We start from the raw sequence: 14940 nt of genomic DNA on the forward strand, positions 1-14940 counted from the left end.
AGGATGATTGAAGCAGACCGGCTGGTATCGGCAGACAGCAGCGGCTTTGAAGAGGCCGCTGACCGCGCCATCCGCCCAAAATTGCTGGCAGAGTATGTCGGCCAGCCGCAGGTGCGTTCGCAGATGGAGATCTTTATCCAGGCGGCGAAGCTGCGCGGCGACGCCCTCGATCACCTGCTGATTTTTGGCCCGCCAGGGTTGGGGAAAACCACCCTGGCCAATATCGTCGCCAATGAAATGGGGGTGAATCTGCGTACCACCTCCGGCCCGGTGCTGGAGAAGGCGGGCGATCTCGCCGCGATGCTCACCAACCTCGAACCGCACGATGTTCTGTTTATCGATGAGATCCATCGCCTCTCGCCGGTGGTGGAAGAGGTGCTCTATCCGGCAATGGAAGACTACCAGCTGGATATTATGATTGGCGAAGGTCCCGCGGCGCGTTCCATCAAGATCGATCTGCCGCCGTTTACCCTGATCGGCGCCACCACCCGCGCCGGTTCGTTGACCTCGCCGCTGCGCGACCGCTTTGGCATCGTGCAGCGTCTGGAGTTCTATCAGATCCCCGATCTGCAGCATATTGTCAGCCGCAGCGCCCGCCATATGGGGCTGGAGATGAGCGACGAGGGCGCGCTGGAAGTAGCCCGCCGTTCACGCGGCACGCCGCGCATTGCCAACCGTCTGCTGCGCCGGGTGCGTGACTTTGCTGAAGTGCGCCACGACGGCACCATCTCCGCCGATATTGCCGCCCAGGCGCTGGATATGCTTAACGTCGATGCGGAAGGGTTCGACTATATGGACCGTAAGCTGCTGCTGGCGGTGATAGATAAGTTCTTTGGCGGTCCGGTGGGGCTGGATAACCTCGCCGCCGCGATTGGCGAAGAGCGGGAAACCATTGAAGATGTACTGGAGCCCTACTTAATTCAGCAGGGCTTTCTGCAGCGTACGCCGCGGGGAAGAATGGCGACGGTGCGCGCCTGGAATCATTTCGGGATTACGCCGCCGGAAATGCCGTAGCGCGTTGCGGTTGAGCAGTTCATGGTGAAGCCCGGTCAGCAGCGTGACCGGGCTTTTTCATTTTCAGCTGGCGGCTTTTTTCGTCATGCTGAGAATAAACAGCACCGCGGCGCAGAGCACCACCGACGGCCCGGCCGGGGTATCATAGAAAGCCGAGAAGGTTAACCCGCCGGTAACGGCCAGCATGCCCACGCCCACCGCCACGGCGGCCATCTGCTCCGGCGTACGGGCAAAACGGCGGGCGGTGGCGGCCGGGATAATCAGCAGGGAAGTAATGATCAGCGCCCCGACGAACTTCATCGCCACGCCGATAGTCAGGGCGGTGACCAGCATCAACAGCAGCTTGACCCGCTGCAGCTTCACGCCGTCGACAAACGCCAGGTCCGGACTGATGGTCATCGCCAACAGATTCCGCCACTGCCAGAGCAGAATGCCAATCACAATCACCACGCCAATGGCAATGGCGATCAGGTCCTGCGGCGTAACCGCCAGCAGATCGCCGAACAGGTACGCCATCAGATCGACGCGGACGTTAGACATCAGACTGACCACCACCAGCCCCAGGGACAGCGCGCTGTGCGCCATGATGCCCAGCAGGGTATCGATCGCCAGATGCGGTCGTTTTTCCAGCCACACCAGCCCGCCAGCCAGCAGCAGGGTCACGGCGATAACCGCATAGAACGGATTGACGTTAAGCAATAAACCGAAAGCGACGCCGAGCAGAGACGCATGCGCCAGCGTGTCGCCGAAATAAGACATGCGGCGCCAGACCACAAAGGAGCCCAGCGGACCAGCGGCGCAGGCCAGCATCATCCCGGCAAGCCAGCCAGGTAACAGAAGTTCAATCATTAGCGGCTGTTTCCCCGACGCAGTACAATTCGCCCCTGAAGGTCGTGGCGGTGATTATGGTGGTGGCGGTATATCCCCAGCTGTTCCGCGCCGCGCGGGCCGAACATGGAGATAAACTCCGGGTGCATGGAGACCACCTCCGGTGCGCCAGAGCAGCAGATATGCTGGTTCAGGCACAAAACTTCGTCGGTTTTGGCCATCACCAGATGCAGATCGTGGGATACCATTAGCACCGCGCAGTCCAGTTCATGGCGCAGCTGGTTGATAAGATCGTAGAGCGCCACCTGGCCGTTGACGTCAACACCCTGGGTCGGTTCATCCAGCACCAGCAGCTGCGGACGGTTGAGCAGGGCGCGGGCCAGCAGTACGCGCTGCGTTTCACCGCCGGAGAGCTTTTGCATCGGCGCATCGATCAGATGCCCCGCCTGCACGCGCTTCAGCGCCGGCAGGATGTCGTCTTTACGGGTGCCCGGGCGCAAACGCAGGAAGCGGCTAACGGTCAGCGGCAGCGTGGCGTCCAGATGCAGTTTCTGCGGCACATAGCCGATGCGCAGGCGTGCGTCACGCTTGATAACACCCTCTGTCGGTGCTACCAGCCCGAGAACCACCCGCACAAGGGTCGATTTGCCGGCGCCGTTGGGGCCCAGCAGGGTTAAGATTTTGCCTGGCGTGAGAGCCAGCGAGATGTCAGACAACACGCGGCGTTGGCCAAAGGCCACCGAGACATTTTCCAGCGTTACAAGGTTTGTCATAGTAATTTAGGGGTTGCACAAGCTAGTGAATGTTATAATATCACATCACACTCACTTATTTCGATGACTAGACGCATTATGTTACATAAAAATACGCTTCTTTGCGCTGGACTTGGCGCTGTTTTTTTGTTCGCGCAGGTACCGCTGGCCAGCGCCGCCGTGGTGACTTCTATGAAACCGCTGGGCTTTATCGCGGCGGCCATCGCCGATGGGGTGACCGAGACCCAGGTGCTGCTGCCCGATGGCGCCTCCGAGCATGATTATTCCCTCCGTCCTTCTGATGTAAAACGCTTACAGAACGCAGACTTAGTGGTGTGGATTGGTCCGGAAATGGAAGCCTTTATGGATAAGTCGACGCAAAGCATTGCGGCGAATAAAAAGGTGACGATTGCCGAGCTGGATGGGGTCAAACCGCTGCTCATCACCGGGGCGGACGACGATGACGATCACCATGGTCATGACCATGGCGCAGCAGAAAAAGGTGACGGCGATCACCATCACGGTATTTACAATATGCATCTGTGGTTATCCCCAGAGATAGCGCGGCTTTCGGCGGTTGCAATCCACGATAAATTATTGGAACTTATGCCGCAGAGTCGAGCCAAACTCGACAGCAACCTGCAGCAGTTCGAGACCGCGCTGGCGGCGACCGACAAGCAGGTGAGCAATGAGCTGGCACCGCTGAAAGGGAAGGGCTATTTCGTTTTTCATGACGCCTACGGTTACTTTGAAAAACACTACGGTTTGACCTCGCTGGGGCACTTTACCGTCAACCCTGAAATACAGCCCGGTGCGCAGCGTTTACACGAAATCAGAACACAACTGGTTGAGCAGAAAGCCACTTGCGTTTTTGCTGAGCCACAGTTCAGGCCAGCGGTTATCGAAGCTGTTGCCCGGGGCACGTCTGTGCGCATGGGGACCCTGGATCCACTGGGGACAGGAATTACGCTGGGTAAAACGAGTTACCCGCAATTCCTCACCCAACTGGCGAATCAGTATTCGAGCTGCCTGAAAGGAGATTAACGAGGAAGTGAATACGTGCAACAGATAGCCCGCGCTGTCACTCAGGCATTCAACAATCTGCCACGACCTCATCGCGTTATGCTGGGGTCGCTTAGCGTTCTTACCTTAGCGGTCGCCGTCTGGCGACCCTACATTTACCACCCGGAATCCGCCCCCATCGTCAGAACCATTGAACTGGAAAAAAGCGAGATCCGCTCCCTGCTGCCGGAAGCCTCCGAGCCGATCGACCAGGCCCCGCAGGAAGAAGAAGTCATTCCTCAGGATGAGCTCGACGAAAAAGCCGATAGCGATGCCGGCGGGCACGAATACGTGGTGTCGACCGGCGATACGCTCAGCAGTATTCTGAACCAGTACGGTATCGATATGGGCGATATCGCCCAGCTTTCCTCCGCCGATAAAGAGCTGCGCAACCTGAAGATTGGCCAGCAGCTCTCCTGGACCCTGACCGCCGACGGCGATCTGCAGAGCTTGACCTGGGAGATGTCCCGCCGCGAGACCCGCACCTATACCCGTGTGGATAACGGTTTTAAAATGAGCAGCGAGCTGCAGAAAGGCGATTGGGTCAACAGCGTGCTGAAGGGCACCGTCGGCGCCAGCTTTGTCTCCAGCGCGCGTGATGCCGGGCTGACCAGCACGGAAATCAACGCGGTGATCAAGGCCATGCAGTGGCAGATGGATTTCCGTAAGCTGAAGAAAGGCGACGAATTCTCGGTATTGATGTCGCGCGAAATGCTCGACGGCAAACGTGAGCAAAGCCAGTTACTCGGCGTGCGTCTTCGCTCTGACGGTAAGGATTACTATGCCATTCGCGCCGAAGACGGCAAATTCTACGACCGCAACGGGACGGGTCTGGCGAAGGGCTTTATGCGCTTCCCAACGGCGCGTCAGTTCCGCGTCTCCTCTAACTTTAATCCGCGTCGTCTGAACCCAGTCACCGGCCGCGTCGCGCCGCACCGTGGCGTCGATTTCGCGATGCCGCAGGGAACGCCAGTGCTGGCGGTGGGCGATGGTGAAGTAGTCGTGGCCAAACGCAGCGGCGCTGCCGGGTATTACGTCGCGATCCGCCACGGTCGCACCTATACCACTCGCTACATGCACCTGCGTAAGCTGTTAGTGAAGCCGGGGCAGAAAGTGAAGCGCGGGGATCGCATTGCGCTGTCGGGGAATACCGGACGCTCTACCGGGCCACACCTGCACTACGAAGTGTGGATCAACCAGCAGGCGGTCAACCCGCTGACGGCTAAGCTGCCGCGTACCGAAGGGCTGAGCGGTTCCGACCGGACCGACTATCTGGCGCAGGTCAAAGAGGTCGTTCCGCAGCTGCGGTTTGACTAACCACCGGTCAGTGGAAAGCCGGTGCCCCAGGGCGCCGGCTTTTTCTTTTGTAGGATACCCGACGTCTCGCTACACTATCCCATTATCTTGATTAAGCAGTCGATCTGCGGATTGGGCATGGAAACGAAAAAAAATATTATTGAGTTTATCCCTAAGTTTGAAAAATCCTTTTTACTGCCGCGCTACTGGGGCGCCTGGCTGGGGGTCTTTGCCTTCGCCGGTATTGCGCTGACGCCGCCATCCTTTCGCGATCCGCTCCTCGGCAAACTCGGTCGTCTGGTGGGGCGTCTGGCGAAAAGCTCGCGCCGCCGGGCGCAGATTAATTTGCTGTACTGCTTCCCGGAAAAAAGCGAGTACGAGCGGGAAGCGATTATCGACGCCATGTATGCCTCGGCGCCGCAGGCGATGGTGATGATGGCCGAGCTGGGCCTGCGCGATCCGCAGAAAATCCTTGCCCGCGTTGACTGGCAGGGGAAAGCGATCATCGACGAGATGCAGCGCAATAATGAGAAGGTGATTTTTCTCGTTCCGCATGCATGGGGTGTGGATATCCCGGCGATGCTGATGGCCTCCGGCGGGCAGAAGATGGCGGCGATGTTCCATAACCAGGGTAACCCGGTGTTCGATTACGTGTGGAATACCGTGCGTCGTCGTTTTGGCGGGCGTATGCACGCGCGCAACGATGGGATCAAACCGTTTATTCAGTCGGTGCGCCAGGGCTACTGGGGCTACTATCTGCCCGATCAGGATCACGGCGCCGAACACAGCGAGTTTGTGGATTTCTTTGCTACCTACAAGGCCTCGCTGCCGGCGATTGGCCGCTTAATGAAAGTGTGCCGCGCCCGCGTCGTACCGCTGTTCCCGGTCTACGATGGCAAGACGCACCGCCTGACGGTGCTGGTGCGCCCGCCGATGGACGATCTGCTGGACGCTGACGATACGACCATCGCCCGGCGGATGAACGAAGAAGTGGAAGTGTTTGTTAAGCCGCACACCGAGCAGTATACCTGGATCCTGAAGCTGCTGAAAACGCGCAAGCCGGGTGAAATCGAGCCCTATAAACGCAAAGAGCTGTTCCCGAAAAAGAAATAAAAAAAGCCTCCGTCAGGAGGCTTTTTTATCTCTACCGTGCTTACTCGACGGTGAGGATACGGGTGGTGTTGGTGCTGCCGATGGTGCTCATCACGTCACCCTGGGTCACGACCACGAGGTCGCCGGAGACCAGATAGCCTTTGTCCCGCAGCAGATTGACGGCGTCGTGCGCGGCGGCCACCCCGTCATTCTGGCTGTCGAAGAACACCGGCGTCACCCCGCGGTAGAGGGCGGTCAGGTTCAGGGTGCGCTCGTGGCGGGAGAGGGCGAAAATCGGCAGACCGGAGCTAATGCGCGAAGTCATCAGCGCGGTACGGCCCGATTCGGTCATGGTGATGATGGCGGTGATGCCTTTCAGGTGGTTGGCGGCATACATCGCCGACATGGCAATCGCTTCTTCCACGTTGTCGAACTGGACGTCCAGACGGTGTTTGGAGACGTTGAGGCTAGGGATTTTTTCCGCGCCCAGACACACGCGCGCCATCGCGGCCACGGTTTCCGAAGGATACTGACCGGCAGCGGTCTCCGCGGAGAGCATCACCGCATCGGTACCATCCAGCACGGCGTTGGCCACGTCCATCACTTCCGCGCGAGTCGGCATCGGGTTGGTGATCATCGACTCCATCATCTGGGTGGCGGTAATGACGGAACGGTTCAGCTGACGGGCACGACGGATCAGCGCTTTCTGGATGCCCACCAGCTCAGGATCGCCGATCTCGACGCCGAGGTCGCCACGGGCAACCATTACCACATCGGAGGCGAGGATCACGTCGTCCATCGCATCCTGATCGCAAACCGCTTCGGCACGCTCAACTTTGGCGACGATTTTCGCATCGCAGCCGGCATCGCGCGCCAGGCGACGGGCGTAGTTCAGGTCTTCGCCGCAGCGCGGGAAAGAGACGGCCAGGTAGTCGACGCCGATTTTAGCGGCGGTGACGATATCAGCTTTATCTTTGTCGGTCAGCGCTTCGGCAGACAGGCCGCCGCCCAGCTTGTTGATCCCTTTGTTGTTGGACAACGGGCCGCCGACGGTCACTTCAGTGAACACTTTCATCCCCTGAACTTCGAGGACTTTCAGCTGCACGCGACCATCGTCGAGCAATAAGATATCGCCCGGCACGACGTCCGCCGGCAGGCCTTTATAGTCGATCCCGACTTTCTCTTTGTCGCCTTCGCCTTTGCCAAGGTTTGCGTCGAGCAGGAATTTATCGCCGACGTTGAGGAAAATTTTGCCTTCTTTGAAGGTCGATACGCGAATTTTTGGTCCCTGGAGGTCGCCGAGGATGGCCACATGACGGCCCAGTTTTGCCGCAATCTCACGCACTTTGTCGGCACGGAGCTGATGATCTTCCGGGGTGCCGTGAGAGAAGTTCATACGTACTACGTTTGCGCCCGCGGCGATAACCTTTTCCAGGTTGTTATCGCGGTCAGTTGCCGGGCCTAAGGTAGTAACGATTTTGGTTCTGCGAAGCCTTCTGGACATGTAATACTCCGTTGACTGATACAACTTTGGTGTTGCGTGAACATGGATTCGGTAGCGCCAGCCTGCAACGTCGCACAGCCGGATCGTTATCGAAGGTGTAATGGGGTACTGCTTGTTATCAACTTTTATTGATTATCACTGGGTACGAATGGTTCTTTATCAAAACGCGATTCCTTCAGCGCTTCCTTGACCCTCTTCAAGTTATCTCTGAATTTTGCCCCCCGACGCAAGGTAAAGCCAGTCGCCAACACGTCAATGACGGTCAACTGGGCCAAGCGGGAGACCATCGGCATATAGATGTCGGTATCTTCCGGCACATCAAGGGTAATGGCGAGCGTGGCTTCCCTGGCTAGCGGCGTACCGGCGGAGGTGAGCGCGATCACCATGGCATCGTTTTCACGAGCCAGCTGCGCCAGCTCCACCAGGCTCTTGGTTCTTCCGGTATGCGAGATAATCACCACCACATCATCGTCATCGCAATTCATACAGCTCATGCGTTGCAGGACAATGTCGTCGGAATAGATGACCGGCACGTTAAAGCGGAAAAATTTGTTCATCGCGTCGTGAGCGACCGCCGCTGAGGAGCCGAGGCCGAAAAAGGCGATTTTTTTGGCCTGAGTCAGCAGATCCACCGCGCGATTTACCGCCGACATGTCGAGAGAATGGTGCACCTGATCTAAACTCGCCATGGCCGATTCGAATATTTTTCCCGTGTATGACTCAACGCTGTCGTCTTCATCGACATTCCGGTTAACATAGAGCGTGCCGTGCGCGAGGCTCTGGGCCAGATGCAGTTTGAAGTCAGGGAATCCGCGGGTTTCGAGACTACGGCAGAAGCGATTGACGGTCGGTTCGCTAACGCCGGCCTCAAGGGCGAGGGCGGCGATGCTCGAATGAATGGCCTGCTCGGGGGTGGCGAGGATCACTTCCGCCACTTTGCGTTCAGATTTGCTAAGGTGTTCCAGTCGGGACTGGATTTTTTCCAGCATGTTCATTAGTAACAGGGCGCTCATCAATGGAAACGATTTCATTAATGGGTGAAATCATTGGGCGTTTTAGCAAGAATATACCCCTCCGCAAGCGCAAGCGGTGAGGAATGACGTGAAATGATGTTGTTTTTTTTCATTACATGATCAGGGTCGTATTTTACTGACCTGAACCAGGTACAAACAACGAACAATAACGGCCGAATGCCCAAATCATCGCCGAATGTTTTCACCCTGTGCGGTTTTACCGCCGCAAACGAAGGGGAAGGCTTTCGGGAAATACGTAAACACAGTACAGTGCAGTGTAAGAAAATTACAAATATAGCCTGGCAAAAGCACCAGACTATCAACTGAGGAGAATGACATGGCGGTAACGCAAACGGCCCAGGCATGCGACCTGGTCATTTTCGGCGCGAAGGGCGACCTGGCGCGGCGTAAATTGTTGCCTTCCCTGTATCAGCTTGAAAAGGCGGGCCAGATCCACGCTGACACCAGAATCATTGGCGTCGGCCGTGCCGACTGGGATAAAGCGGCTTATACCAAAGTCGTGCGCGAAGCGCTGGAAACCTTCATGAAGGAAAAAATTGATGAAGGTTTGTGGGATACCCTGAGCGGACGCCTGGAGTTCTGTAATCTTGACGTCAATGACACCAGCGGCTTCACCCGCCTGGGTGAGATGCTGGATCAAAAGAACCGTGTCACCATCAACTATTTCGCTATGCCGCCGAGCACCTTTGGCGCGATCTGTAAAGGGCTGGGCGAAGCGAAGCTTAATGCCAAGCCTGCGCGCGTGGTCATGGAAAAACCGCTCGGCACCTCGCTGGAAACCTCCCGTGAAATCAACGACCAGGTCGGCGAGTTTTTTGAAGAGTGTCAGGTCTACCGTATCGACCACTATCTCGGTAAAGAGACGGTCCTCAACCTGCTGGCGCTGCGCTTCGCCAACTCCCTGTTCGTCAATAACTGGGACTGCCGCACCATCGATCACGTCGAAATCACCGTCGCGGAAGAGGTGGGTATTGAAGGGCGCTGGGGTTACTTCGACCAGGCCGGGCAGATGCGCGACATGATCCAGAACCACCTGCTGCAGATCCTGTGCATGATTGCCATGTCGCCGCCGTCCGATCTCAGCGCCGACAGCATCCGTGATGAAAAGGTCAAGGTGCTGAAATCCCTGCGCCGTATTGACCGCTCCAACGTGCGCGAGAAAACCGTTCGCGGCCAGTATACCGCCGGCTTTGCCCAGGGCAAAAAAGTGCCTGGCTATCTCGAAGAGGAGGGGGCCAACAAGACCAGCAACACCGAAACCTTCGTGGCGATCCGCGTCGATATCGATAACTGGCGCTGGGCTGGCGTACCGTTCTATCTGCGCACCGGCAAACGTCTGCCGACCAAATGCTCAGAGGTAGTGGTTTACTTCAAAACCCCGGAACTGAATCTGTTTAAAGAGACCTGGCAGGAGCTGCCGCAGAACAAGCTGACCATTCGCCTGCAGCCGGACGAAGGGGTAGATATCCAGGTACTGAACAAAGTGCCGGGCCTCGATCATAAACATAACCTGCAGATCACTAAACTGGATCTGAGCTACTCCGAAACCTTCAACCAGACGCATCTGGCCGATGCCTATGAACGTCTGCTGCTGGAGACCATGCGTGGCATCCAGGCGCTGTTCGTTCGCCGCGACGAAGTAGAAGAGGCGTGGAAATGGGTTGACTCCATTACCGAAGCCTGGGCAGCCGACCGCGATGCGCCGAAACCGTATCAGGCCGGGACCTGGGGACCGGTTGCGTCGGTGGCCATGATCACTCGCGACGGTCGTTCATGGAACGAGTTCGAGTAAGGCTGGAGGCTAATCCGTCAGGGTTATTTTACCGGTAACATGATCTGACGCAGAAAGTCGCACGCTTTTTAATCTTTTAAGCCCCGTGAGGATTCACCCACGGGGCTTTTTTTATTACACTGCCTGCAGACATTTTGCCCCTGAGCGCTGGTGTTTGTGGCCTTTACCACGTCAACACGTCATCACGCAGCGGCCGGACAGATAAAAATTTGAGGAGCCTTTATGAATTCGACAATGTTACGGGTAACAAATCGCATTATCGAACGGTCGCGTGACACCCGCGCGGCTTACCTCGCAAGGATTAACCAGGCCAAAACCGACACCGTGCATCGTGCGCAACTGGCCTGCGGCAATCTGGCTCACGGATTCGCGGCCTGCCAGGCTGACGACAAAGCCTCCCTGAAGAGCATGTTGCGCAACAACATTGCCATCATCACCTCCTACAACGACATGTTGTCCGCTCACCAGCCCTATGAACACTACCCGGAGATCATCCGCAAAGAGCTGCACAGCGCCAATGCGGTCGGCCAGGTCGCCGGCGGCGTGCCGGCGATGTGCGACGGCGTAACGCAGGGGCAGGACGGGATGGAGCTTTCACTCCTGAGCCGCGAGGTGATCGCTATGTCCGCCGCCATCGGCCTGTCGCATAACATGTTCGACGGGGCCCTGTATCTCGGGGTCTGCGATAAAATTGTTCCCGGTCTGACCATGGCGGCGCTCTCATTTGGCCATCTGCCGTCGGTCTTTATTCCCTCCGGTCCGATGGCCAGCGGCCTGCCGAATAAAGAGAAGGTTCGCATTCGCCAGCTGTATGCAGAAGGGAAAGTTGACCGTATGGCGCTCCTGGAGTCCGAAGCCGCCTCTTATCACGCGCCGGGGACCTGTACTTTCTACGGAACGGCGAACACCAACCAGATGGTGGTCGAATTTATGGGCATGCAGCTGCCGGGCTCGTCCTTTGTCCATCCGGATGCTCCGCTGCGGGAAGCACTGACCGCCGCCGCCGCGCGCCAGGTCACCCGCATGACCGGCAACGGCAATGAGTGGATGCCGCTGGGCAAAATGTTTGACGAAAAAGTGGTGGTCAACGGCATCGTGGCGCTGCTGGCGACCGGTGGCTCCACCAACCACACTATGCACCTGGTGGCGATGGCCCGCGCGGCGGGAATTATCATTAACTGGGACGATTTCTCCGACCTGTCAGACGTGGTGCCGCTGCTGGCGCGCCTCTATCCCAACGGCCCGGCGGATATCAACCACTTCCAGGCGGCAGGCGGCGTTCCGGTACTGGTGCGCGAGCTGCTGAAAGGCGGCCTGCTGCATGAGGATGTTCACACCGTGGCCGGCTTTGGCCTGTCGCGCTACACCCTGGAGCCATGGCTGAATAACGGCGAGCTGGACTGGCGCGAAGGGGCGACAGCGCCATTGGACGACCAGGTCATCGCGACCTTTGAAAAACCATTCTCCCGCCACGGCGGCACCAAGGTGCTGAGCGGCAACCTGGGACGCGCGGTGATGAAAACTTCGGCGGTCCCGGTGGAGAACCAGGTGATTGAAGCGCCGGCGGTGGTATTTGAGAGCCAGCACGACGTGTTGCCGGCCTTTGACGCGGGGCTGCTGGACAAAGACTGCGTGGTGGTGGTCCGTCATCAGGGGCCAAAAGCGAACGGGATGCCAGAATTACATAAACTTATGCCGCCACTTGGTGTATTATTGGACCGCCGTTTCAAAATAGCGCTGGTGACCGATGGCCGACTCTCTGGCGCCTCCGGTAAAGTTCCGTCAGCCATTCACGTCACGCCTGAAGCGTATGATGGCGGCTTGCTGGCGAAAGTGCGCGATGGCGATCTTATTCGCGTGAACGGACAGACGGGGGAACTGACGCTGCTGGTGGATGAGGCCGAACTGGCGGCGCGTCAGCCGCATATCCCTGACCTCAGCGCGTCGCGCGTGGGAACCGGTCGGGAGATGTTTGGGGCGCTGCGTGAGAAGCTCTCTGGCGCGGAGCAGGGCGCAACCTGCATCACTTTTTAAGACGATTTAATTTCTAGATCTGGCGAGAGAAAATCCTGATGAAAAACTGGAAAACAACAGCAGAAGCAATCCTCACCTCCGGTCCGGTTGTCCCGGTTATCGTAGTGAAAAAGCTGGAACACGCGGTACCGATGGCGAAAGCGCTGGTGGCGGGCGGCGTTCGCGTGCTGGAAGTTACCCTGCGCACCGAGTGCGCCCTGGAGGCGATCCGCGCGATTGCCAAAGAAGTTCCGGACGCGATTGTCGGCGCGGGCACGGTTACCAACGTTGAGCAGTTGAAAGCGGTAACGGAAGCCGGCGCGCAGTTCGCTATCAGCCCGGGTCTTACCGAATCCCTGCTGAAAGCGGCGACCGAAGACGGCACCATCCCGCTGATCCCGGGGATCAGCACGGTATCTGAGCTGATGCTGGGTATGCAGTATGGCCTGAAAGAGTTTAAATTCTTCCCGGCGGAAGCCAACGGCGGCGTGAAAGCCCTGCAGGCGATTGCGGGTCCGTTCGGCCACATTCGTTTCTGCCCGACCGGCGGTATCTCTCCGGCCAACTACCGTGACTACCTGGCGCTGAACAGCGTACTGTGCATCGGCGGTTCCTGGCTGGTGCCAGCCGACGCCCTCGAAGCCGGCGACTACGATCGCATCACCACCCTCGCGCGAGAAGCGGTGGAAGGCGCGAAATAAACCACGCCTCCAGGTCAACAACCCGGTCTGCGGCAACGCGACCGGGTTTTTTTGTCTTTACCCTTCGACGATGACCGCCGCGGCGGCGGCTTTAGCCCGCGCCACGGCCTCCTCAACCGAATCGGCGACGGCGAGGGTTACCCCCAGGCGGCGGGTACCGTCAATCTCCGGCTTGCCGAACAGACGCAGCTGCAGGCCAGCCCCGACGGCCGACTGCAGCTGGCCAAAGCTGACGTTCTGGCTGGACAACTGCGGAAGGATCACCGCGGAGGCGGCCGGACCATACTGGCGGATAGCGCCGACGGGTAGCCCGAGGAAGGCGCGAACGTGCAGGGCGAATTCCGAGAGATCCTGGGAGATAAGCGTCACCATCCCGGTGTCGTGTGGTCGCGGGGAGACTTCGCTGAAGATCACCTCGTCGCCGCATACGAACAGCTCCACGCCAAACAGACCATAACCTCCCAGCGCCAGCACCACCTCGCGGGCGATGGCCTGGGCACGCTCGAGGGCCAGGTCGCTCATCTGCTGCGGCTGCCAGGACTCGCGGTAATCGCCGTCTTCCTGACGATGGCCAACCGGAGCGCAGAAATGCACGCCATCGACAGCGCTGACGGTGAGCAGGGTGATTTCGAAATCGAAGTTCACCACCCCCTCGACGATCAACCGTCCGGCGCCAGCGCGGCCGCCCTGCTGCGCATAGCGCCAGGCTTCGCTGAGCTGGTCAGCCGAGCGGATAAAGCTCTGGCCTTTGCCGGAGGAGCTCATCACCGGTTTAACGATGCATGGCAAACCGATCTCGGTAACCGCCGCGCGGAAGCCTTCTTCGCTGTCGGCAAAACGATAGCGGGAGGTGGGAAGCTGCAGCTCTTCCGCCGCCAGACGGCGAATGCCTTCGCGGTTCATGGTGAGCTTTGCCGCCCGCGCCGTGGGGACCACTTTCTGCCCGGCCTGTTCCAGTTCGACCAGGGTGTCGGTAGCGATAGCTTCGATCTCCGGCACGATATAATCAGGTTTTTCCTGTTCAATCAGGGCGCGCAGGCTCTCGCCGTGCAGCATATTGATGACGTGGGCGCGGTGGGCGACCTGCATCGCCGGGGCATCGGGGTAGCGGTCTACGGCGATGGTTTCAATGCCCAGACGCTGACATTCAATAGCGACTTCTTTACCCAACTCGCCGGAACCTAACAGCATAACTTTGGTGGCTGCCGGGCGCAGCGCGGTGCCTAATACAGTCATAACTCTCATCCGCAGTAAAAAAAGATGGCAGCGATTATAAACGAAAACGTTTGCGTATGTCTTTACGCGCGTAACGCGCGTGAGTTGAGTCCGGGAGGGAAATTTGCTATACTGTATAAAAATACAGTATTGAGAGGCTGCAGTATGGCGGTTGAAATTAAATATGTGGTGATCCGCGAAGGTGAGGAAAAAATGTCTTTTGCCAGCAAAAAAGAGGCCGACGCTTACGACAAAATGCTCGATCTGGCAGAGGTGCTGAATGACTGGCTGGTGGCATCGCCGCTGGAGATGGATGACGTCCAGTGCGATACCATGGCGATGTGGCTGGCGGAGCGTAAAGAAGCGCTGCAGCATATCCTGCGAGTTGGCCGACTGCCGGAGCAAGAGACGCCCGCACAGGACGCCTCCGCGCCGTCGGCTACCGCCGAGACTTCTCCGGCGGGTGATGACGCCGTGCCGGCGGCCAAAGCGCGCAAAGCCAGGGCAGCCTGAACGCTGGCGGTCAGTCACTGGTCGGTCGGCTCCGATGCTGCCGTCGCACGTACCTTTGCGCATCTTTAGCCATATCTAACATTTCCTGACATCGCGTCGTTTAGGCTGATAACAGTGTTTGTCA

At 58.3% G+C, this 14940-nt stretch carries 14 protein-coding genes; 9 read left to right on the top strand and 5 right to left on the bottom strand.

Features of this window, described 5'->3' with window-relative positions:
• Positions 1 to 3: 3 nt before the first annotated feature.
• Positions 4 to 1014 carry a Holliday junction branch migration DNA helicase RuvB gene (gene ruvB / locus KB892_RS08200; protein ID WP_004148860.1) on the top strand — a complete coding sequence of 337 codons (1011 nt, stop codon included), beginning with the start codon at positions 4 to 6 and terminating at the stop codon, positions 1012 to 1014.
• A 63-nt stretch (positions 1015 to 1077) separates the two neighbouring features.
• Here the strand turns inward: ruvB and znuB are convergent, their stop codons facing one another.
• Positions 1078 to 1863: a zinc ABC transporter permease subunit ZnuB gene (gene znuB / locus KB892_RS08205; RefSeq protein WP_004212745.1), complete on the bottom strand. Its 786-nt coding sequence runs from the start codon at positions 1861 to 1863 to the stop codon at positions 1078 to 1080.
• Positions 1863 to 2582, bottom strand: coding sequence for a zinc ABC transporter ATP-binding protein ZnuC (gene znuC / locus KB892_RS08210; RefSeq protein WP_004197828.1), 720 nt, complete (start codon positions 2580 to 2582; stop codon positions 1863 to 1865). Before znuC ends, znuB begins: the two co-directional genes overlap by 1 nt.
• A 111-nt stretch (positions 2583 to 2693) precedes the next feature.
• On the opposite strand from znuC, the gene znuA reads away from it, so the two are divergent.
• The 3 genes from znuA to lpxM all read left to right on the top strand — a co-directional run bounded on the left by znuA (position 2694) and on the right by lpxM (position 6065).
• Positions 2694 to 3638, top strand: a complete 945-nt coding sequence (gene znuA, locus KB892_RS08215) for a zinc ABC transporter substrate-binding protein ZnuA (RefSeq protein WP_004180437.1) — start codon at positions 2694 to 2696, stop codon at positions 3636 to 3638.
• 15 nt (positions 3639 to 3653) lie between these two features.
• On the top strand, positions 3654 to 4973 hold the full coding sequence (mepM, locus tag KB892_RS08220; RefSeq protein ID WP_062955024.1) for a murein DD-endopeptidase MepM: 1320 nt from the start codon (positions 3654 to 3656) through the stop codon (positions 4971 to 4973).
• 117 nt (positions 4974 to 5090) lie between these two features.
• Positions 5091 to 6065 carry a lauroyl-Kdo(2)-lipid IV(A) myristoyltransferase gene (lpxM, locus tag KB892_RS08225; protein ID WP_072353980.1) on the top strand — a complete coding sequence of 325 codons (975 nt, stop codon included), beginning with the start codon at positions 5091 to 5093 and terminating at the stop codon, positions 6063 to 6065.
• A gap of 40 nt (positions 6066 to 6105) precedes the next feature.
• Here the strand turns inward: lpxM and pyk are convergent, their stop codons facing one another.
• The gene (pyk, locus tag KB892_RS08230) at positions 6106 to 7548 is read right to left on the bottom strand and encodes a pyruvate kinase (protein WP_002911440.1); all 1443 of its coding nucleotides are present in this window, start codon (positions 7546 to 7548) and stop codon (positions 6106 to 6108) included.
• 125 nt (positions 7549 to 7673) lie between these two features.
• On the bottom strand, positions 7674 to 8579 hold the full coding sequence (locus KB892_RS08235) for a MurR/RpiR family transcriptional regulator (protein WP_004145555.1): 906 nt from the start codon (positions 8577 to 8579) through the stop codon (positions 7674 to 7676).
• Positions 8580 to 8738: 159 nt separating this feature from the next.
• On the opposite strand from KB892_RS08235, the gene KB892_RS08240 reads away from it, so the two are divergent.
• The 4 genes from KB892_RS08240 to KB892_RS08255 all read left to right on the top strand — a co-directional run bounded on the left by KB892_RS08240 (position 8739) and on the right by KB892_RS08255 (position 13088).
• A complete protein-coding gene (locus KB892_RS08240) occupies positions 8739 to 8888 on the top strand; it encodes a hypothetical protein (protein WP_004145554.1) in 150 nt (49 codons plus the stop codon).
• A 10-nt stretch (positions 8889 to 8898) separates the two neighbouring features.
• Complete coding sequence (zwf, locus tag KB892_RS08245) at positions 8899 to 10374, top strand: glucose-6-phosphate dehydrogenase (RefSeq protein WP_002911427.1); 1476 nt, start codon at positions 8899 to 8901, stop codon at positions 10372 to 10374.
• Positions 10375 to 10596: 222 nt separating this feature from the next.
• Entirely contained in the window at positions 10597 to 12408 is a 1812-nt protein-coding gene (gene edd / locus KB892_RS08250) for a phosphogluconate dehydratase (RefSeq protein ID WP_062955022.1), read from the top strand.
• Positions 12409 to 12446: 38 nt separating this feature from the next.
• The gene (locus tag KB892_RS08255; RefSeq protein ID WP_002911423.1) at positions 12447 to 13088 is read left to right on the top strand and encodes a bifunctional 4-hydroxy-2-oxoglutarate aldolase/2-dehydro-3-deoxy-phosphogluconate aldolase; all 642 of its coding nucleotides are present in this window, start codon (positions 12447 to 12449) and stop codon (positions 13086 to 13088) included.
• A gap of 57 nt (positions 13089 to 13145) precedes the next feature.
• Here KB892_RS08255 and purT read toward each other — a convergent pair whose 3' ends face one another.
• Positions 13146 to 14324: a formate-dependent phosphoribosylglycinamide formyltransferase gene (gene purT, locus KB892_RS08260; protein WP_062955021.1), complete on the bottom strand. Its 1179-nt coding sequence runs from the start codon at positions 14322 to 14324 to the stop codon at positions 13146 to 13148.
• Positions 14325 to 14468: 144 nt separating this feature from the next.
• On the opposite strand from purT, the gene KB892_RS08265 reads away from it, so the two are divergent.
• Positions 14469 to 14816, top strand: a complete 348-nt coding sequence (locus tag KB892_RS08265) for a YebG family protein (RefSeq protein ID WP_062955020.1) — start codon at positions 14469 to 14471, stop codon at positions 14814 to 14816.
• Positions 14817 to 14940: the final 124 nt, after the last annotated feature.

It is taken from the genome of Klebsiella sp. P1927 (assembly GCF_018204675.1).
In the GTDB taxonomy this organism is placed as follows: Bacteria; Pseudomonadota; Gammaproteobacteria; order Enterobacterales; family Enterobacteriaceae; genus Klebsiella; species Klebsiella pneumoniae.

Bases quoted from the DNA above. Each gene is read 5' to 3' on its own strand.
- ruvB (WP_004148860.1), top strand. From the start codon at position 4: ATGATTGAAGCAGACCGGCTGGTATCGGCAGACAGCAGCGGCTTTGAA.
- znuB (WP_004212745.1), bottom strand. From the start codon at position 1,863: ATGATTGAACTTCTGTTACCTGGCTGGCTTGCCGGGATGATGCTGGCC.
- znuA (WP_004180437.1), top strand. From the start codon at position 2,694: ATGTTACATAAAAATACGCTTCTTTGCGCTGGACTTGGCGCTGTTTTT.
- lpxM (WP_072353980.1), top strand. From the start codon at position 5,091: ATGGAAACGAAAAAAAATATTATTGAGTTTATCCCTAAGTTTGAAAAA.
- pyk (WP_002911440.1), bottom strand. From the start codon at position 7,548: ATGTCCAGAAGGCTTCGCAGAACCAAAATCGTTACTACCTTAGGCCCG.
- KB892_RS08235 (WP_004145555.1), bottom strand. From the start codon at position 8,579: ATGAAATCGTTTCCATTGATGAGCGCCCTGTTACTAATGAACATGCTG.
- KB892_RS08240 (WP_004145554.1), top strand. From the start codon at position 8,739: ATGCCCAAATCATCGCCGAATGTTTTCACCCTGTGCGGTTTTACCGCC.
- zwf (WP_002911427.1), top strand. From the start codon at position 8,899: ATGGCGGTAACGCAAACGGCCCAGGCATGCGACCTGGTCATTTTCGGC.
- edd (WP_062955022.1), top strand. From the start codon at position 10,597: ATGAATTCGACAATGTTACGGGTAACAAATCGCATTATCGAACGGTCG.
- KB892_RS08255 (WP_002911423.1), top strand. From the start codon at position 12,447: ATGAAAAACTGGAAAACAACAGCAGAAGCAATCCTCACCTCCGGTCCG.
- purT (WP_062955021.1), bottom strand. From the start codon at position 14,324: ATGACTGTATTAGGCACCGCGCTGCGCCCGGCAGCCACCAAAGTTATG.
- KB892_RS08265 (WP_062955020.1), top strand. From the start codon at position 14,469: ATGGCGGTTGAAATTAAATATGTGGTGATCCGCGAAGGTGAGGAAAAA.